The sequence below is a fragment of the Stenotrophomonas sp. JAI102 genome (assembly GCF_013409105.1).
Classification (GTDB): Bacteria; Pseudomonadota; Gammaproteobacteria; order Xanthomonadales; family Xanthomonadaceae; genus Stenotrophomonas; species Stenotrophomonas maltophilia_AA.
On record NZ_JACCCI010000001.1, the window covers coordinates 135270 to 154955 of the forward strand.

Here is a 19686-nt window from a genome sequence, read left to right on the forward strand (position 1 = left end):
CGGGCCTCTGCATGGATCACATCACGCCGGGGCGTGACGGCTTACCAGATCACGACCTGCTGGTCGCCTGCACGCACCATCGGCGAGCCGGCCTTGCACTGGAACGCAGCGGCGAAGGTCGGCAGGTTCGACGGGGCACCCATTGCACGGAACTGCGCCGGGGCATGCGGGTCGGTCGCCAGACGGACCTTCATGTTCTCCGGGGTGTACTTGGTGCGCCACACGGTGGCCCAGTTGAAGAAGAAGCGCTGGTCGCGGGTGAAGCCGTCGACCTTCGGGTCTTCCTTGCCGGCCGAGGCCTTCTGCAGGGCGTCGTAGGCGGTCGCCAGGCCGCCCAGATCGGCGATGTTCTCGCCCAGGGTCAGCTTGCCGTTGACCGCCTGGCCGTCCACCTTGTAGCCGTCGAACTGCTTGATCAGCTTGCCGGTCAGGCCGCTGAAGTTCTTGGTGTCGGCGTCGGTCCACCAGTTCTCGAAGTTGCCGGTCGGCCCGAAACGGCTGCCCTGGTCGTCGTAACCGTGGGTCATTTCGTGGCCGATCACCGCACCGATGCCGCCGTAGTTCAGCGCGTCATCGGCCTTCGGATCGAAGAACGGCGGCTGCAGGATGGCGGCCGGGAACACGATCTCGTTCTGCAGCGGGTTGTAGTAGGCATTGACCGTCTGCGGGGTCATGCCCCACTCGGTCTTGTCCACCGGCTGGCCGATCTTGGACAGCGCGAACTTGTAGTTGAACGCGTTGGCGGCGCGGACGTTGCCCAGGTAGCTGTCGCGCCCGGTGCTCAGGCCGCTCCAGTCACGCCACTTGTCCGGGTAGCCGATCTTCGGGGTGAAGGTTTCCCACTTGGCGATCGCCTTGGCCTTGGTCTCGTCGCTCATCCAGGTCAGGCCCTGGATGCGCTCCTTGAGCGCGGCGGCCAGGTTCTTGACCAGTTCTTCCATCTTCGCCTTGGCTTCCGGCGAGAAGGCGACCTTGACGTACAGCTGGCCGAAGGCGTCGCCGGCATCGTTCTCGATGGTGCCCAGCACGCGCTTCCAGCGCGGCTTCTGCTCCTTCTGGCCGTTCAGGGTCTTGCCGTAGAAGTTGTAGCTCTCGTTGACGAACGCATCGGCCAGGTACGGCGAGGCGCTGTCCACGGTGTGGAAGCGCAGGTAGGCGCGCCACACCGACGGATCGGTATCGCCGAGTGCCTTGCTCACTTCCTGGTGGAAGCTCGGCATGGCCAGCGAGAATTTCTCGGGCGTGGCGATGCCCTGGGCCTTGAAGAACTCGCTCCAGCTGAAGTTCGGGGTCAGCTTGTCCGCATCGGCCACGGTGACCGGGTTGTAGAACAGCGAGACATCGCGCGACAGCTCGACGCTGGACTTGGACGCCTTTGCCAGGCGGGTTTCGAACTTGACCACGTCGGCGGCCTGCTTTTCAGCATCGGCGGTCGCCACGCCGGCCAGTTCCAGCACCTTGGCTACGTGGGCCTGGTAGGCCTTGAGCTTGTCGGCGTTCTTGGCGTCGGTGTAGTAGGTGGTGTCCGGCAGGCCCAGGCCGCCCTGGCTGGCGTAGGCCAGGTTCATGCTGGAATTCTTGAAGTCCGCTTCCGGACCGAAGCCGAACAGCACGTTCTCGCCCTTGGCCGCGCTGGTGCGCAGGTAGTTGGCGATCGCGTCCTTGTCCTGCAGGCCGTCGATGGCGGCCAGGTCGGCCTTGATCGGCTCGATGCCCTGGGCATTGATCTTGGCTTCGTCCATGCCGGTGGCCCAGAAGTCGCCGACGATCTTCTCGATGCCGGTCGGGTTCTTGACCGCCGCGACCTGCTCGGCGAGCTGGTGCTGCACGGCGACCGAGCGCTCGTCCAGGATGGTGAAGGCGCCCCAGCTGGTGCGGTCGGCCGGGATTTCATTGGCGGCCAGCCACTTGCTGTTGACGTAGTCGCCGAACGCGCCGCAGGCGTCCATGCTGGTGTCCAGATCGGACGGGTGGAAGGCGTTGTAGGCCGGCAGCTTGCTCTCGTCGAGCGTGTACTCGGTGGCGGCCGTGGCGGCCGGCGCGGCAGTGGAGGCTGCGCTGTCCGTCGCCGGGGTTTCGTTCTTGCCGCAGCCGACCAGCGCGGCCGAAACGGCCAGGGTCAGCAGTACCAGTTTGGGTGTACGAGCGATCACGTGATTGGCCTCCAGGCCGGAAAGTCATGCAGGAATGGCCCGCAAGGGCCCGTGGGCCAGACGATACGCCGCTGGCCCGGCCTGCAAGGGTGTCGAAGGTCATGGCCGATGGCAAGCGGCCTGATCCGGTCAATCGTGGACCAGGGCCCGGCCCGGTGACGGCCAAGGAAAAGCCCCGCCTTGCGGCGGGGCCCGGGGGTGTCATCCTTGGTGCGGCTTAGTTGGTCTTGGTACCGAAATCGTACTTGGCCTGCACGTACACCGCGCGACCGTACGGGTTGTAGATGCTGCTGTTGTACGGCGAGGCGACGTTGCCGGCGTAGCTGTGGGCCTGGCCGTCGGGCATCTTGTTGAACACGTTGTTCACCATCAGCGAGAGGGTCAGGTTGTCCAGCGCCCGGTAGTTCACGCTCAGGTTGTACGTGGTGTACGAGCCCCACTTGCCCGCCTTGTAGCCAGACGAATGCACGTAGTCGTAGCTCTCGCCCAGGTAGGACATGTAGTTCGGCGTCTTGCCGATGTAGTTGAAGTACAGCGTGGTGGTCCAACGGTCCTTGGCCCAGCCCACCGAACCATCGGTACGGACCTTGGCGTAGGCGTCGTAGTACCACATCGCATACGGGTCGCGCAGCAGATCCAGGTAGCCGTCGCCCGGCTGCGGCTGCAGCTCGCGCTTGAGGATGTTGGTGTAGTTGCTGGCGAACTGCAGCGAGCCGAAGCGGCCGATGTCCTGCACGTACTTGAAGCTGGCCGTCAGGGCCTGCAGGTTCTGGCGCGCCACGTTGAGCTTCGGCGTGAATATCTGCTCGATGTTGCCGGCCGCATCGCGGGTGATCCAGTCGGCGACGTTGTCGCAGCTGGCCGAGGTCGGGTTGTCCTGCCCGTTGCGGCAGTAATACTCCGCGCGCAGCAGCTGGTCCGAGCTCAGGGTGTCGACTTCGTTGTCGATCTTCCAGTTGTAGTAGTCCACCGAGACCGACAGGTTGTTGATCGGTGCCCAGACAACGCCGGCATTCCAGACATCGGCGGTGATCGGTTCCAGCTCGGTGTTGCCGGCCTGCACGCCGAACACCGACTCGTTGCCGTACGGGCAGGCGAGGGTATCGGCCGGCGCATAGCCGAGCTGGCCGCAACGGTAGTAATCGACCGCGCCGTTGGCGTAGTAACCGCTCTCGCCCTGGAAGGCGTCGGGCAGGGTGGGGGCACGGAAGGCGGTACCGTACTTGCCGCGGAACAGCAGGCTTTCGATCGGACGGAACTCGACACCCACGCTGTAGGTGGCCTTGTCGACGGTGTTGTCGGCGATCTTGTAGGCGTCGTAACGGCCGGAACCGGTGACGGTCAGCGAATCGATCAGCGGCAGGCGCAGTTCGGAGGTCAGCGCGTAGTTGCTGCGATGGCCATTGCCGGCCACCGAGGTGGTGCCCCACACGCTGCCGTCCATCAGCCGCTCGTCCGGGCGGTAATCCCAGCCTTCGCTGCCGGCCTCGGCGACGACGGCAAAACCGGCATCGCCACCGGGCAGGGTGAACAGCGAGCCATTGGTGATCTGGAAGCGGCCCAGGTTCTGCCAGGTCTTGCTCTCGTTGTAGGTGTAGCCGGTGAAGCTCTGGAAATCGCCGGCCGGCAGCTGCGAATAGAACGCGCCCCAGTTCGGGCTGTAGATGTTGTAGCCGTCATCGGTGGTGCCCAGCACCGGACCGAGCACGCGGTTCTCGAAGTAGCTGTCGATGTCATCGGCCCAGCGCACGAAGCCGCGCTCGGTCAGCTTGTATTCGCCGCGGCTGAAGCTGGCGCTGTAGTCCCAGTTGCCGAACGTGCCACGCCCGCCCAGGGTCACCTGGTAAGCCTTGTTGCGGTCGGTGTTGAGGATGTCCTTGTAGCCGTTCGGCCCGATGTCCTCCGGCGCGAACGCGCGCTGCAGATTCATGTACTGATCGGTGTCCTGATCATAGAACGCGCCGAAACTCAGGTCGCTGCCCCAGAACGTATAGCCCGAACCCGGGGTGTACTTGACCTCTTCCAGGCTGTACAGCGCATCGGCGAACAGGGTGAAGTTGTCGTTCACATCGAACGTCATCGAGCTGTAGAACTGGCTGCTTTCCTTGTCGTTCTTCAGCGTGCGGTAGCCGGCGCCGTAGGCCGAACCGCACGATTCGCCCGCCGCGCGGGTGCCGAGCACGGTGGTGCCGCCGAACTGGCCGGCGACGCTGGCGCAGCGGGTCGGATCCATCATCACGAACGCGTTGTTGTCCGCCGGCAGGTAGACCAGGAAGTCATTGGCCGGCACCTGCGCGCTGTAACCGACGCGGTTGTTGGTGCGGGTCAGGTCGCGCTGGTAGCCCCAGATCGGGTTGCTCTTTTCGTACTGGACGTTGACCAGCGCATTGAAGCGGTCATCGGCACTGTTGAAGCCCTTGGCCCCGCTGACGCGGATGTTGTTGCCACCGCCCTCGGAGGTGGCGCCGCCACGGACATTGAGCACACCGCCTTCCATACGCTCTTTCAGGATGATGTTGACCACGCCGGCGATCGCATCCGAACCGTACAGCGAGGACTGGCCGCCCGGCAGGATTTCAATGCGCTCGACGATGTCGATCGGGATGCCGCTGAGGTTGTTGAACGCATCGCTGCCGTTGTAGAGCGCCGGGTACTGCAGCATCGGGCGGCCATTGATCAGGTACTTGGTGTAACCCGGATCCAGGCCGAACATGCCGGCCGCTTCGGCGCCCTGGGTGAAGGAGGCCGCGGTCTGGCCGCCCTGCAGGCCGCCGGTGGTCAGCGAGGACTGCTGCAGGACTTCGGAAATGCTGGTGAAGCCGCGGGTCTGGATGTCCTCGGCGGTGACGGTCAGCACCGGCGTGTGGTTCTCGATCTCGGTCTGCGGGATCAGCGAACCGGTGACGGTGACGCGGTCGAGATTGGTGGCGCCGTTGTCCTGTGCGAAGACGGTAGCGCTGGTGAGCAGCAGGCCGGTGAGGACGGCGGCGGCAAGCGGGTGACGCGAGATCGAAGTACCTTGGCGAGACATGTGTAACCCCGTGTAGTGGTGATGTCGTGGCTTTCCCTTCCGTGGGACGTCTTGATGGCGTTCAACGGTGACCGGTCCCAGGCCTGTGGACCATCCTTGGCTGTTTCATTCTGCGTTCAGTTGAAACCGGTGTGCGGCGAACGTAACACACGCTTAACGTGAAATTCGCTGAATGGTCATCCTCGGCCGGGGACGAATATCGGTCCGCTCTGAAATCTTTTGAAAAACAATCGCCTGGGCATGGATGAAAATTTACTCATGTTCGGCCGATGAGCGAGTGCTGAATATGGCGCTGTTTAACAAGTGAGATTAAAAGCCGATTCGCATTCCGAAACCCGGGGGTTTGGACATGAAAAAGCCCCGCCTTGCGGCGGGGCTCCAGGGTCCATCCTAGGACGTGGAACTTACTTCGCGCCGAATTCGTACTTGGCCTGCACATACACGGCACGGCCGTAGATGTTGTAGAAGTAATTGTTGTACGGCGTACCCGAGGTGCCCGGGTAGTTGCTCGCCTGGTTGTCGGGCATCTTGTTGAACACGTTGTTGACCATGACCGAGAAGGTCATGTTCTCCGCCGCGCGGTAGTTCACGCTCAGGTTGTAGGTCGTGTAGGAACCCCACTTGCCGGCCTTGGCGCCCGAGGAGTGCACGTAGTCATAGCCGTTGCCGGCGTAGGCCAGGTAGTTCGGGGTCTTGCCGACGTAGTTGAAGTACAGCGTGGTGGTCCACTTGTCCAGGGCCCAGGCCAGCGAGCCATCGGCGCGCACCTTGGCGTAGGAGTCGTAGATCCACATGTTGTACGGATCGCGCAGCAGGTCCAGGTACTCATCGCCCGGCTGCGGCTGCAGCTCGCGCTTGATCATGTTGGTGTAGTTGGTGGAGAACTGCAGCGCACCGAAACGACCCAGTTCCTGCACGTACTTGGCACTGGCGGTGATGGCCTGCAGGTTCTGGCTGGCCACGTTCATCTTCGGGGTGTAGATATCGTCCAGCACGCCGGAGGCATCGCGGGTGATCCAGTCGTTGACGTTGTCGCAGCTGGCCGACGTGTTGTTGACCTGGCCGTTGCGGCAGTAGTACTCGGCCAGCAGCAGCTGGTCCGAGCTCAGCGTGTCGACTTCGTTCTTGATCTTCCAGTTGTAGTAGTCGACCGAGAAGGACAGGTTGCTCAGCGGTGCCCAGACCACGCCGGCATTCCACACATCGGCGGTGATCGGCTCCAGGTCCGGGTTGCCGGCGCGCTGGCCGAACACCGAGACGCTGTCATACGCGCAGCCGGTGGTATCGGTCGGCGCGTAGCCCAACTGGCCGCAGCGGTAGTAATCGGTCGCACCGTTGGCGTAGTAGCCACTCAGGCCCTGGAAGGCATCGGACAGGCTGGGCGCGCGGAATGCGGTGCCGTACTTGCCGCGGAACAGCAGGCTCTCGATCGGGCGGAACTCGACGCCGATGCTGTAGGTGGCCTTGTCGACGGTGCTGTCCCCGATCTTGAACGCGTCATAGCGGCCCGAGCCGGTGACAGTGAGCGAGTCGAGCAGCGGCAGGCGCAGCTCGGAAGTCAGCGCGTAGTTGCTGCGGTGACCCGCGCCGGCGACCGCGGTCGTGCCCCACACGCTGCCATCCATCAGGCGCTCGTCCGGGGTGTAGTCCCAGCCTTCGCTGCCGGCTTCGGCGACGACGGCGAAACCCGCATCACCGCCCGGCAGCGAGAACAGCGTGCCGTTGGTGATCTGGAAACGACCCAGGTTCTGCCAGGTGCGGCTCTGGCTCTCGGTGTAACCGGTGAAGGTGGCGAAGTCACCAGCCGGGATCGGCGCGTAGAAGGCGTCCCAGTTCGGTGCGAACACGGCGTAGCCGCTGCGGGTGCCGAGCTGCGGGCCCAGCACGTGTTCTTCGAAGTAGCTGTTGATCGGGTCGGCCCAGCGCACGAAGTTGCGCTCGGTCAGCTTGTACTCGCCGCGGGTGAAGCTGGCGCTGTAATCCCAGTTGCCGAGCGTGCCGCGGCCGCCCAGGGTGACCTGGTAGGCCTTGTTGCGGTCGGTGTTGAGGATGTCCTTGTAGCCGTTGGCGCTGATGTCTTCCGGCGCGAACGCGCGCTGCAGGTTCATCCACTGGCCACTGGTCTGATCCCAGAAGCGGCCGTAGCCCGACGCGGTGCCCCACCATGTGTAGTTGGAGCCGGTGGCGTACTTCACGTCTTCATAGCTGTAGAGCACATCGCCGAACAGCTGCAGGCTGTCGTTGGCGTCGAAGGTGAACGAGCTGTAGATCTGCGCGCTGTCCTTGCCGTTCTTGACCGTCTTGTAGCCCGGGCTGTAGATCGAGCCGCAGGACTGGCCGGCCGCACGCGTGCCGAGCACGGTGGTGCCACCGAACTGCCCGGCCACGTTGGCGCACAGGTTCGGGTCCATCATCAGGTAGGCGTTGCCGGCGGCCGGATTGACGACCAGGAAGTCGTTGGTCGGCACCTGCGCGGTGTAGCCGTTGCCGTTGGTGGTCCTAGTGACGTCGCGCTGGTAGCCCCAGATCGGATTGCTCGATTCGAACTGGGCATTGACCAGTACGTTGAGGCGATCATCGGCGCTGTTGAATCCAGTGGCCCCGCTGACGCGGAAGGTGCTGCCACCGCCTTCGGTGTAGGTGCCGCCGCGCACGTTCAGCACGCTGCCGTCCATCCGCTCCTTCAGGATGATGTTGACCACGCCGGCGATCGCATCCGAGCCGTACAGGGAGGACTGGCCGCCCGGCAGGATCTCGATGCGTTCGACGATGTCGATCGGGATGCCGCTGATGTTGTTGAACGTGTCGCCGCCGTTGTACAGGGCGGGGTAGGACAGCATCGGCCGGCCGTTGATGAGGTACTTGGTGTAGCTCGGGCTCAGGCCGAACATGCCGGCCGCTTCGGCACCCTGGGTGAACGAGGCGGAGGTCTGGCCGCCCTGCAGGCCGCCGGTGGTCAGCGAGGACTGCTGGAGCACATCGGCCACGCTGGTGAAGCCGCGCGTCTGGATGTCTTCGGCGGTGATGGTCACGACCGGGGTATGGGTTTCGATCTCGGTCTGCGGGATCAGCGAACCGGTGACGGTGACCTTGTCCAGGTTGGTGGTGCTGCTGTCCTGGGCGAAGGCGGTGACGGCGCTGGTCAGCAGCATGCCGGTCAGAACGGCAGCGGTCAGCGGGTGGCGAGACAGGGTGGAGCGATAGCGAGACATGGGCATCCCCGAGTGCAGTGTCGACGTGGGTGGGGGCCGTCCGTGGGAGCGATTACATTCATGGGTGAAGCTCTCCGTGCTTCGCCATCGAACGTAACACAGCCTTAACAATGCTTACACGGGTCAGTCACATGGCGATCAGGAATGAGGTGTAGAAGTTCTCGAAAATACTTATAAATCAATTATTTATTATTTTGTGTCGATGTGTAACAGTTGAGGTGATGAGCTGCAGCTGAATGCTTACATTTGAAATCGATTTCTGTTTTCGGGCTCTTGCCACCGTTTGAGGGATCTTTGCGACCTGCGTCGGGCCAGGGGCGGGCAGGGTCTGTCGGGGGCCTGAAACGAAACAAGCCCGGCGTGAGCCGGGCTTGTTGGGTGTTGCTGTTCTGGATGGATCAGAACTTGTAGGTGACGCCCATGTACATGTAACGACCGATCGAGTCGTAGTACGCGGTGCCCAGGTCGGCGCCGAAGTAGTTGACCGGCGGATCCTTGTCGAACGCGTTGTTCAAGCCCACGTAAACGTCCAGGCCGGTGTCCGGAATCGTGTAGCCGAACTGGAAGTTGTGGTAGGTGTACGACGGGTTGCGGATAGGGCTCTGCGAACCCGGGTTGGAGTTGTAGCTGTCCGGGGTGACGCGCAGATTGCCGTCCACGTAGCTCATGTCCCACGACGCGCGGAAGCCATCACGCTTCCAGGTCGTGTTGAACTGACCGCGCCAGCGCGGATCGGTGAACGAGGTCACATACTCGCTGTACTCATCCGGGAAGGCCTGGAAAGCCCACTCACGCGACTGGATCAGACGGGTGCCGACCAGGCGCATGGTGGTCTGGCCGCCGAGCAGGTTGAAGCGGTAGTCCATCTCCAGATCGACGCCGACACGACGCGACTTGGCGAGGTTTTCGGCCAATGCCACCCAGCGGATGATGCTGTACGGGGTTCCGGCATTGCCATCGGCGCGGGTGATCATGTCGCAGAACGAGTTGTTCTGGACGCCGCCGGGGGAGTCAACACAACGGGTTGCGTTGGTCTGGGCGGTGACCGAGCCGATCGCGTCTTCCAGCGTGATGCGCCAGTAGTCCACCGACATGCCGAAGCCTTCGATGAATTCCGGCTGCCATACAAAGCCCATCGACACCGACTTGGAGCGCTCCGGCTTCAGGTCCGGGTTGCCACCGCTGACGCCAGGGCGGGTTGCCGTATAGGTATCGATCCAGTTCGCCGGAATGCCCAGGGCGGCGCAGTTTGCCGCGCGCAGGGCCGGGTCCTTTGCGGTGCTGGGGCGGTTGCTGTTGGTGGTCAGCGTGTTGCAGGGATCGTTGACCGTCGCGAAGTTCTCGGACTGCGGGTTGTACAGTTCACCGATGCTCGGTGCCCGAACCGCCTTGGCCAGGGTGCCGCGGAAGCGCAGCGAGGACAGGATTTCCCAATCCAGGCCAACGTTCCAGGTCTTGGTCGAACCGATGGTGCTGTAGTCCGAGAAGCGACCGGCCAGATCCATGCTCAGGCGGTTGATGCCCGGCAGGTCGGCCAGCAGCGGCACAGTGGTTTCCACGAACACTTCCTTGACGTCGTATTCGCCGCCGCGGTTCGGAATTGCGTTCAGGAAGGTCAGGCCAGCAGCCGACATCGGATCGGTGTTTTCCTGGCTCTGCTCCTTGCGATATTCCAAGCCAGCAGCGATGCCCACATCACCAGCAGGCAGCGAGAACAGCGAGCCGTTGGCGACCGACGCGCTCAGCACCTGCTGGGTCAGCTTGGACTGATTCAGCGAGTTGGTGTTGAACCATGCTGCCGCTTCCGGGCTGATCTGGCCATTGCCCATCACGTTGAACGGCACGCAGCCGCCAACGAGAGCTGCCGAGTACTGGCGGCCGGTGTACGGGTTGATCGCCGCCGGGTTGACGGTGGTGCGGCAAGCGACGCGGCCGGTGGCCGGGTCAATCACGGCATCCAGACCCGCCTGCCAGCGTTCTTCGATGCGGTTGTTGACGTTGATACGGTCGATGTTGGTCTGACCGTAGTTGGCCGAGGCCTCGTAGCTCCAGTCGTCACCGAACATGCCTTCCAGGCCGATCACGGCGCGGGCGGTCGCACGTTCCACCTGCTCGCCACGGCGGCCGGCATCGACGTTGAAGCGCGACAGCTGCAGGGTGGTCAGGCCGTTGGCATCCATCAGCGCACCCAGTTCCGGGGTCACATAGGCATTGTCACGACGGATGCGCAGGGCGCGGGCGGTACCGACCTGATCGAAGGTCGGCTGGCCGAAGAACTCCGATTCGGTCTTGCTGTACTTGCCTTCGAAGAACAGGCGGTGATTGTCGTTCAGGTCGAAGTTAACCACGGTGTTAAAGCTGAAGCGGTCGAACGCCGGCTCCAGGTCAGCCACGGCATTCAGGTCGGCGAAGTCGCAATCCGTGCAGGTGTTGGCGCTGACGATGACGCCGTCGTAGCGGTTCTTGCGGAAGGTGCCGTCCGGGTTGAACAGATAACGGTTGGTACCGTTGAAGGCACCCAGCGTGAACGTACCGCCGTAGGACAGGGCATGGTTGCCGCCCGGGCCGCTCAGGATGGTCTGCGGGTTGCTTTCGCTGGACGGCTTGGTCGCATCGTACTTCGGGTTCGGAATCGAGGTCTGGTACTGGCGGCCGATGGCGCGGTCACCACGACCGAAGCGATCCTGGGTGCTGTATTCCATCGCGATAGCGGCGCTGCCGCGGCCGTCGGCGAAATCGCTGCCGCCGGAGAAGCTCACGAACGAGCGGCCGAAGCTGCCTTCGTCCGCCATGCCGGTCTGGCCGCGCAGCTCGAAGCCATCGAACTTCTTCTTCATGATGAAGTTGACCACGCCGGCGACGGCATCCGCACCGTAAACGGCGGAGGCGCCACCGGTGATCACTTCAACGCGCTCGATCCACTCGACCGGGATCGTGTTGACGTCAACCGAGGTCGAGCCCGGGCTTGCACCGACGTGACGGCGGCCATTGACCAGCACCAGGGTGCGCGAGGCACCCATGCCGCGCAGATCGAGCAGACCCAGGCCTGCAGTGCCGATGAAGCGCGTCGAGTTGCCGAGCGTGTACGTCGGGGTCAGCTGCGGCATCTTGGTCATCAGGTCGCCGATGTTCAGCGCCCCCGTGGTGCGGATTTCCTCTGCAGTGATCGCGGTGACCGGCGAGGGGGTGACGAAGCCGGTACGCGCGATGCGCGAGCCGGTGACGGTGACTTTGTCGAGCTCGGTCGTGGCGCTGCCGGCTTCCTGCGCCATGACGGGTGCGACGCCGAAGGCCATCAGGCCGGCCATCAGCGCGGACGTGAGCGGATGGCGCAGAGGCGCAGAACGTTGATTCATCATTTGGATCCCCACTGGATAATGTGCATGTCTCTCTTCCCTGAGTCCGTTACGGCGACGTTCATGAGCATTCCCTGCTCTCACTCGAACGTAACACAACGTTAACGATATTCACATGATGTCGTCACGTGGTATCCGTAATCGAGACATGTTGCCGTGCAACATCTCATTGATTACAGTCGGTTACCGAGCGTTGGCTGTGCGGAGTTTGCCCGTCTGAGCTTCGGCTGAATGTGCGTCGCCTTTGAAAATGCGTGAAATGCGACGTACGGCCTCACCAGCGCCCGCCCGCCCTGTGGCCCGGCCGGACCGGCTGTCCGGAGCTTGTATAGTGTTCTGTTCCCAGAGCCCCTTCCGGAGCCCCCGCAGTGAGTGCCAACCAACCCCGTCGTCCCCACGCCAGCCAAGTGCAGAAGGGCTTGTCGCCGCACCCGCGGGTCCGCAACGTGATCGCGGTGGGCTCGGGCAAGGGCGGGGTGGGCAAGTCCACCACCGCGGTCAACCTGGCGGTCGCGCTGGCCCGGCTGGGTGCGCGCGTGGGTCTGCTCGATGCCGATATCTATGGTCCCAGCGTGCCGGCGATGCTCGGCCTGAGCGGCCGTCCGGAAAGCCCGGACAACAAGTCGATCGAGCCGATGCGTGCGTTCGGGGTGGAAACCATGTCGATCGGTTACCTGATCGAGGACGAGACGCCGATGATCTGGCGCGGCCCGATGGCGACCTCGGCGATGACGCAGTTCTTCAACGACACGCTGTGGGACGATCTGGACTACCTGTTGATCGACCTGCCGCCGGGCACCGGTGACATCCAGCTGACCCTGACCCAGAAGATCCCGCTGGCCGGCGCGGTGATCGTCACCACGCCGCAGGACATCGCCACGCTGGATGCGAGGAAGGCGCTGAAGATGTTCGAGAAGGTCGAGGTGCCGGTGCTGGGCATCGTCGAGAACATGGCTGTGCATACCTGCAGCAACTGCGGGCAGGTCGAGCACCTGTTCGGCGAAGGCGGCGGCGAGCGCATGGCCGCCCAGTACGGCGTGCCGCTGCTGGGTTCGCTGCCGCTGGAAATCGGCATCCGCGAGCAGGGCGATGCCGGCACGCCGATCACCGCCGCCGCGCCGGAGTCCCCGGCCGCCCAGGCTTACGTGCGCGCCGCCGAGCGCCTGATCGAGGAAGTGGCCAAACGCCCGCGGGCCAGCATCCCGATCCTGTCGTCGCTGATCTGATTAGAATCGACACCCGGGCGCCCGTTGGCGGTGCCGTTGTCCCTTTTCGCACCCAGGACCCCCCATGAGCATCAAGAGTGACCGCTGGATCCGTCAGATGGCCGAGCAGCACGGAATGATCGAGCCGTTCGAAGCCGGCCAGGTCAAGCAGGCCAACGGCCAGCGCATCGTCAGCTACGGCACCTCCAGCTACGGCTACGACGTGCGTTGCTCGCGCGAGTTCAAGGTGTTCACCAACATCAATTCCACCATCGTGGACCCCAAGCACTTCGATCCGGGCAGCTTCGTGGACATCGTCGGCGATGAGTGCATCATCCCGCCCAACAGCTTCGCGCTGGCGCGCACCGTGGAGTACTTCCGCATCCCGCGCGACACCCTGGTGGTGTGCCTGGGCAAGAGCACCTACGCACGCTGCGGCATCATCGTCAACGTGACCCCGCTGGAGCCGGAATGGGAAGGCCACGTCACCCTGGAATTCAGCAACACCACGCCGCTGCCGGCGCGCATCTACGCCAATGAAGGCGTGGCGCAGATGCTGTTCTTCCAGGCCGACAGGGACGACATCTGCGAGACCTCCTACAAGGATCGCGGCGGCAAGTACCAGGGCCAGACCGGCGTCACCCTGCCGCGTACCTGAGCCCACGTCCCCGGTAGTGCCGGCCCACGTACCGGTAGTGCCGGCCGCTGGCCGGCAGCAGGCAGCCGGCTGCCGACAAGAAAAAAGCGCGGATCGCTCCGCGCTTTTTTTATTTCACCCGTAGCCGGCCAGCGGCCGGCACTACCGTCGTTTCAATGCTTGCCGGCCAGCGGCCGGCACTACCGTTGTTCCAGCTTGCCGGCCAGCGACCGGCATTACTTGCGGCCGAACAGCAACCCGATGCCGACCGCCACCAGGACCACCGGCCACCAGGTGAGAATCAGCTTTCCCATGTTCATGTTGGTCCAGCCCAGATTGCTGGCCAGCAGGAACAGGCCAACGAGGATCAGGACGATGGCGGCGACAAGGTTGGAACGCATCAGGGGCAGGGTCCGCTAGGGCTGGGGCGAATATCCTAGCCGTTCCTTCCAGTGCGCGACACGCTCGGCCAGCACGCCCGGATCAAAACGGTGCGCCTGCCCCTGGCCCCAGACCGGGCCCGGCCACGCCGGATCGCCGACATGGCGGCCGATCACGTGGAAATGCAGCTGGCGGACAATGTTGCCCAGCGAGCCGATATTGATCTTCTCGACCCCATCGGTGCCTTTGAGCGCCTTGCACGCCCGGTTCAATTCGGTGCGCAGCTTGTCCTGCTGCTCGCCGTCCAGGTCGATCCATTCGGTCACGCCGGCCAGGCGCGGGACCAGGATCAGCCAGGGATACCTTTCATCGTTCATCAATCGCACTTGCGATAACGGCCCTTCTGCGACCAGTACGCTGTCGGTGGCCAGGCGTGAATCCAGTTCGAACTCGCTCATCCAAGATGCTCCGCAAAGAAGTCCAGGGTGCGTTCCAGCGCCAGGTGGGCGCTGTCTGGATCATACGCATGTCCGACGCTGCGGTTGAAGGCGTGATCGGCCGGGTAGACGAAGGTGGCCATCTGCGGGAGCTTTTCGCGGTGGGCCTTGATCGCCTCCGGCGGGATGCTCTTGTCCTGGGCGCCGAAGTGGAACATGACCGGTGCCTTGGGCGTTTCGTCCAAGTACTTCACGTTGCGGGCGCCGTAATAGCTGACCGAGGGCAGGCCCAGCCGCAGTGCGGAGAGCAGGGCGATGCTGCCGCCCCAGCAATAGCCGACCGTGCCGACCTTCCCGGCCGGGGCCAGCCGCGAGGCGGCCGCGCGGACGATTTCCAGCGCCTTTTCGACCCCTAGCGCGTCGACCATGGCCAGGCCGGCGGCCACGCCATCGCTGTCGTAAGGCAGTTCCGGCGGTTCGGGGCTGTCCGGGGCCGACGCGGCCAGATCGAAGAACGACGGGGCCAGCACCGCATAGCCCTTGGCGGCGTAGTCGTCGGCCACCGCGCGGATGTGCGGGTTGGCGCCGAAAATTTCCTGGATCACCACCAGGCCCCCGCGCGGCTTGCCTTCCGGCGTTGCCTGCCAGGCGCGGACCGGTCCGTAATGCGTATCGAGCGTGACCCACTCACCCATGGTGCGAAACTCCAGCTGGTTCAGGCATTCATTATCGGCCCCGCGCGGGTTAGCGCGATGTCAGGGGGGGATGCCGTATCTGGCGGGATCGGCCCGATCCGGTTCAGGGGCGCGGACTGAACGCCGGTATACTTGCCGCCGTTTCCGGCCCCAGGTCCCCACGCCATTCCGGCATGGGCCCAGGCCCCCAGAGTCCTTGCGATCCATGTCCCAGCTGAACCCCAAAGTCGGCTTCGTCAGCCTTGGCTGCCCGAAGGCCCTTGTCGATTCCGAGCGCATCCTCACCCAGCTGCGGTCCGAGGGGTACGACATCGTTCCCTCCTACGACTCGGCCGACGTGGTGGTGGTCAACACCTGCGGCTTCATCGATTCGGCCGTGACCGAGTCGCTGGATGCGATCGGCGAGGCGATGAACGCCAACGGCAAGGTGATCGTCACCGGCTGCCTGGGCAAGCGCCCGGAGCAGATCCGCGAGGCCTACCCGAACGTGCTGGCGGTCTCCGGTCCACAGGACTACATGAGCGTGATGGAGGCCGTGCATGCCGCGCTGCCGCCCAAGCACGATCCGTTCGTGGACCTGGTGCCCGATTACGGCATCAAGCTGACCCCGCGCCATTACGCGTATCTGAAGATTTCCGAAGGCTGCAACCACACGTGCAGCTTCTGCATCATCCCCTCGATGCGCGGCAAGCTGGTCTCGCGCCCGGTCGATGAGGTGCTGCGCGAGGCCGAGCGGCTGGTGCGCGGTGGCGTCAAGGAACTGCTGGTGGTCTCGCAGGACACGTCGGCCTACGGCGTGGACGTCAAGTACGCCGAACGCATGTGGCGCGACAAGGCCTACCAGACCCGGTTGAAGGCGCTCTGCGAAGGTCTGTCCGAGCTCGATGCCTGGACCCGCATGCATTACGTCTACCCGTACCCGCACGTGGACGAGATCGTGCCGCTGATGGCCGAGAACCGGATCCTGCCGTACCTGGACATCCCGTTCCAGCACGCCAGCCCGCGCATCCTCAAACTGATGAAGCGGCCGGGCGCGGTCGACAAGACCCTGGAGCGCGTGCAGCGCTGGCGCCAGCTGTGCCCGGACATCACCGTGCGCTCGACCTTCATCGTCGGCTTCCCGGGTGAGACCGATGCCGAGTTCGAGGAGCTGCTCAGCTTCCTGGACGAGGCGCAGCTGGATCGCGTCGGTGCGTTCGCCTACTCGCCGGTCACCGGTGCGACCGCCAATGACCTGCCCGGTGCGGTGCCCGAAGAAGTGAAGCAGGAGCGCCTGGCCCGCTTCATGGAGCGCCAGGCGGAGATTTCCGCCGCGCGCCTGGAAGCCAAGATCGGCACCGTGCAGCAGTGCCTGGTCGATGCCATCGAAGACGGCATCGCGGTGGCGCGTTCGAAGGCGGATGCGCCGGAGATCGACGGCCTGGTGCATATCCAGAATGCCGACGAAGCCAAGCTGCGTGTCGGCCAGTTCGTCGATGTCGAGATCACCGAGAGCGACGATCACGACCTCTTCGGTGACGCGATCATCGCCGCCGAAGCGCGCAAGCCGTTTGATCTGCAGGTGCTGTGACCGCATCGGCGTCGACGGCCGATAGCGGCGGTCGACGCCGCTTCATCGCGCCGCCGCGCGATGCGGTGGAGGCGGCCTGCTTCGCACAGCCGATCTACGCGGGGCTGGGCGGGTTCCGGGACCTGATGGTGGCGCCTGATTGGCCCACCGTCGCAGCGCTGGACGCGCGCCTGGCGTTGCCGGACAAGCATCTGGTCGAGCAGGACGCGACGCTGCTCGCCGACGGCCTGCACTATGAAACGCGCATCGCCGGGCGTGGCCAGATCGCTACCCGTGCGGATAACTGGCACGACCTGTTCAATGCCCTGGTCTGGGCGCGTTACCCGTCCATCAAACAGGCGCTCAACCGGCAGCAGTGCCGGCATATCGCGGCGATGGCGCCGGGGCAGCGCAACCGCGCGCAGGCGGCACTGACCCAGTTCGACGAGACCGGCGTCATCGTGCGTGTGCGCGATCCGGCGCTGCTGGGCGCATGGGACCGGCACGACTGGCCGGCGCTGTTCGTGGAGGGGGCAGGGCACTGGCGCAACGGTGGGATCGCGGTCGCGGCGGTGATCGGGCATGCGCTGCTGGAGCAGGCCCTGTTGCCGGAGCGCCTGCTGGTCGGCAAGTGCGTGGTGGTGCAAGGCGATGACGATGCCGCCGCGATCGCCGTGGCAGCGCGGGCGATCACGGACGGTGCGCTGCTCACTGATCCGCTGGAGCTGCGGCCGTTGCCGCTGGCGGGGATACCCGGGTGGCACGTCCACCAGGGTGCGGGGTTCTACGCGCAGGTCGAGTATTTCCGGCCGCTGCGCGAAGGGCGCGTGTATCCCGCAGCGCTGTTGTAGATCCACGCCATGCGTGGATGCACTCCCGGTCAGCCGGGATACGCCACCGACAGGATCGCGAACCCGTGGCGGCCGCTCGGCAACTCCACCTCGAACTCATCGTCCACGCGCTTCTTCAACAGCGCACGCGCCAACGGCGAATCGATGCTGATCCAGCCCGCACCGGCGTCGGTCTCGTCCGGGCCGACGATGCGATACACGTGGATGTCGCCCGAGTCGACGTTCTCCAGCTCGACCGTCGCACCGAAGAACACCGCGTTCGGATCGGTCGGCGCGGTGTCGACGATCCGCAGCGCCTCCAGGCGCTTGGTCAGATAGCGCACGCGCCGATCGATCTCACCCAGTTGCTTCTTGCGGTAGGTGTACTCGGCATTCTCGGAGCGGTCGCCTTCCGCGGCGGCCGCCGCCAGTGCCTTCACCACTTCGGGGCGCTTGTGACGCCACAACTCATCCAGTTCGGTCTTCAACCGCTGGTGGCCCTGTGCGGTGATCAGGGCCGTGCTTTTTTCCGCGGGGGGACGCCAACGCGACATCAGGTCTGCTTGTGCTCGTCAAAAGGTGCCGCGCCACACGGCGCGACACGCAGTATCAACGCTTTCCGCCGAAAATGCCGCCGAGCAGGCCGCGCACGATCTGGTTGCCCAGCCGGGTGCCGACGGTGCGCGTGGTCTGCTTGGCCATGGTTTCGATCATGCCCTGGCGGCGCTTGGTGCCGAAGATCGCATCCTTGATCGACTGCCCGAAGCCCCCTTCCTGCGCCTCGTCCTGCTGGCGGGTGCGGGCCTTCGGCGCATCGGCCTGCTCGACGGTCTTCTGCGCGCGCTGCGCCAACAGTTCCGCGGCGGATTCGCGGTTGATCGCGGTGTCGTAGCGGGCGCCGACCGGGCTGCCGGCACGTACCTGGGCACGTTCGGCCTCGGTGATCGCGCCCATCCGGCAGCGCGGTGGTGCGATCTGGGTCTGCTGCACGGGCGAGGGAATACCCTTGTCCTGCAGCGTGGACACCAGCGCTTCACCGGTACCCAGCTTGGCCAGCGTAGCGGCCACATCCAGTTTCGGATTGGGCACGAAGGTTTCGGCGGCGACCTTCACCGCTTTCTGGTCGCGTGGCGTGAACGCACGCAGCGCATGCTGCACGCGGTTGCCGAGCTGGCCGAGGATGTTGGCCGGCACGTCATCCGGGAACTGCGAGCAGAAGTACACACCCACGCCCTTGGAGCGGATCAGCCGGACCACCTGCTCGATGCGCTGCACCAGCGCCGGCGGTGCGTCATCGAACAGCAGGTGCGCTTCATCGAAGATGAAGACCAGCTTGGGCTTCTCCAGATCGCCGACTTCCGGCAGCGTTTCGAACAGCTCCGAGAGCAGCCACAGCAGGAAGGTCGAATACAGCCGCGGCTTGAGCACCAGCTGGTCGGCGGCGAGGATGCCGATCACGCCGCGGCCATCATGGTTGACCCGCATGATGTCGGCCAGCTCCAGCGCCGGCTCGCCGAAGAAGGCTTCGCCGCCATCCTGGGACAGGCGCAGCAGTGAGCGCTGGATCGCCGCGACCGTCTGCGCACTCACCAGACCGTACTCGGTGGAGATGTCCTTGCGCTCCTCGGCGACCAGGCCGAGCAGGGCGCGCAGGTCATCCAGGTCGAGCAGCAGCAGGCCGCGGTCGTCGGCGAGCTTGAACACGATGTCCAGCACGCCGGCCTGGGTGTCGTTGAGCTCCAGGATGCGGGCGAGCAGGGTCGGGCCCATCTCGCTCACCGTGGTGCGCACCGGGTGGCCGAGCTTGCCGTACAGATCCCAGAAAATGGACGGGCTGGCGGCGGGCGCATAGTCGGCCACGCCCAGGTCCTTCGCACGCTGCAGCAGCGCATCCGTCCCGGCACCGGCTACGGCGAGGCCGGAGACGTCACCCTTCACGTCGGCCAGGAACACCGGCACGCCGATCCGCGAGAAGCCCTCGGCCAGCGTCATCAAAGTGACGGTCTTGCCGGTTCCGGTCGCGCCGGCCACCAGGCCGTGCCGGTTGCCTAGCCGCGGCAGCAGGGTGACGGGGATATCGTCGGTGGTGCCTTTGCCGAGCAGAATCGGATCCATGGTCAACTCGCAGTGTGAATAGGCGGGATTCTAAACGTCGGCATGGGCCGGCCGGCAGACGGGTTGCCCCGATGCAAGCGGCACG

The 19686-nt window shown here is 64.6% G+C and carries 13 protein-coding genes; 4 read left to right on the forward strand and 9 right to left on the reverse strand.

All coding sequences use genetic code 11. The features are described 5' to 3' along the window. Window positions 1–41: 41 nt before the first annotated feature. The 4 genes from HDC96_RS00625 to HDC96_RS00640 form a co-directional block, all read right to left on the reverse strand. A complete protein-coding gene (locus HDC96_RS00625; RefSeq protein WP_179459567.1) occupies window positions 42–2150 on the reverse strand; it encodes a M13-type metalloendopeptidase in 2109 nt (702 codons plus the stop codon). Window positions 2151–2370: 220 nt separating this feature from the next. Further along, window positions 2371–5184 (reverse strand): TonB-dependent receptor, encoded by a 2814-nt coding sequence (locus tag HDC96_RS00630; protein WP_179458321.1) that lies wholly within the window; start codon window positions 5182–5184, stop codon window positions 2371–2373. A gap of 404 nt (window positions 5185–5588) precedes the next feature. After that, the gene (locus HDC96_RS00635; protein WP_179458322.1) at window positions 5589–8396 is read right to left on the reverse strand and encodes a TonB-dependent receptor; all 2808 of its coding nucleotides are present in this window, start codon (window positions 8394–8396) and stop codon (window positions 5589–5591) included. A gap of 398 nt (window positions 8397–8794) precedes the next feature. Next, window positions 8795–11752, reverse strand: coding sequence for a TonB-dependent receptor (locus HDC96_RS00640; RefSeq protein WP_179458323.1), 2958 nt, complete (start codon window positions 11750–11752; stop codon window positions 8795–8797). A 368-nt stretch (window positions 11753–12120) separates the two neighbouring features. Here HDC96_RS00640 and apbC point away from each other — a divergent pair, with 368 nt between their 5' ends. Then, the gene (gene apbC, locus HDC96_RS00645; RefSeq protein WP_179458324.1) at window positions 12121–12978 is read left to right on the forward strand and encodes an iron-sulfur cluster carrier protein ApbC; all 858 of its coding nucleotides are present in this window, start codon (window positions 12121–12123) and stop codon (window positions 12976–12978) included. 64 nt (window positions 12979–13042) lie between these two features. Continuing rightward, window positions 13043–13615, forward strand: coding sequence for a dCTP deaminase (gene dcd / locus HDC96_RS00650; protein WP_179458325.1), 573 nt, complete (start codon window positions 13043–13045; stop codon window positions 13613–13615). A 215-nt stretch (window positions 13616–13830) separates the two neighbouring features. Here the strand turns inward: dcd and HDC96_RS00655 are convergent, their stop codons facing one another. The 3 genes from HDC96_RS00655 to HDC96_RS00665 are packed head-to-tail and all read right to left on the reverse strand — an operon-like array spanning window position 13831 to window position 15107. Beyond that, a complete protein-coding gene (locus HDC96_RS00655) occupies window positions 13831–13995 on the reverse strand; it encodes a DUF5668 domain-containing protein (protein ID WP_167390309.1) in 165 nt (54 codons plus the stop codon). Between the two features lie 15 nt (window positions 13996–14010). Beyond that, window positions 14011–14433: an HIT family protein gene (locus tag HDC96_RS00660; protein ID WP_176989270.1), complete on the reverse strand. Its 423-nt coding sequence runs from the start codon at window positions 14431–14433 to the stop codon at window positions 14011–14013. After that, complete coding sequence (locus HDC96_RS00665) at window positions 14430–15107, reverse strand: dienelactone hydrolase family protein (RefSeq protein ID WP_179458326.1); 678 nt, start codon at window positions 15105–15107, stop codon at window positions 14430–14432. The genes HDC96_RS00660 and HDC96_RS00665 overlap by 4 nt, the downstream gene beginning before the upstream one ends. Before the next feature lie 205 nt (window positions 15108–15312). Here HDC96_RS00665 and rimO point away from each other — a divergent pair, with 205 nt between their 5' ends. After that, complete coding sequence (gene rimO / locus HDC96_RS00670; protein WP_179458327.1) at window positions 15313–16677, forward strand: 30S ribosomal protein S12 methylthiotransferase RimO; 1365 nt, start codon at window positions 15313–15315, stop codon at window positions 16675–16677. Beyond that, a complete protein-coding gene (locus tag HDC96_RS00675; protein ID WP_179458328.1) occupies window positions 16674–17507 on the forward strand; it encodes a DUF3025 domain-containing protein in 834 nt (277 codons plus the stop codon). The genes rimO and HDC96_RS00675 overlap by 4 nt, the downstream gene beginning before the upstream one ends. A 29-nt stretch (window positions 17508–17536) precedes the next feature. On the opposite strand, the gene greB is transcribed toward HDC96_RS00675, so the two are convergent. After that, window positions 17537–18040, reverse strand: coding sequence for a transcription elongation factor GreB (greB, locus tag HDC96_RS00680; protein WP_019182651.1), 504 nt, complete (start codon window positions 18038–18040; stop codon window positions 17537–17539). A 55-nt stretch (window positions 18041–18095) separates the two neighbouring features. Beyond that, entirely contained in the window at window positions 18096–19601 is a 1506-nt protein-coding gene (locus HDC96_RS00685; RefSeq protein ID WP_179458329.1) for a helicase HerA-like domain-containing protein, read from the reverse strand. Between the last annotated feature and the right edge of the window lie 85 nt (window positions 19602–19686).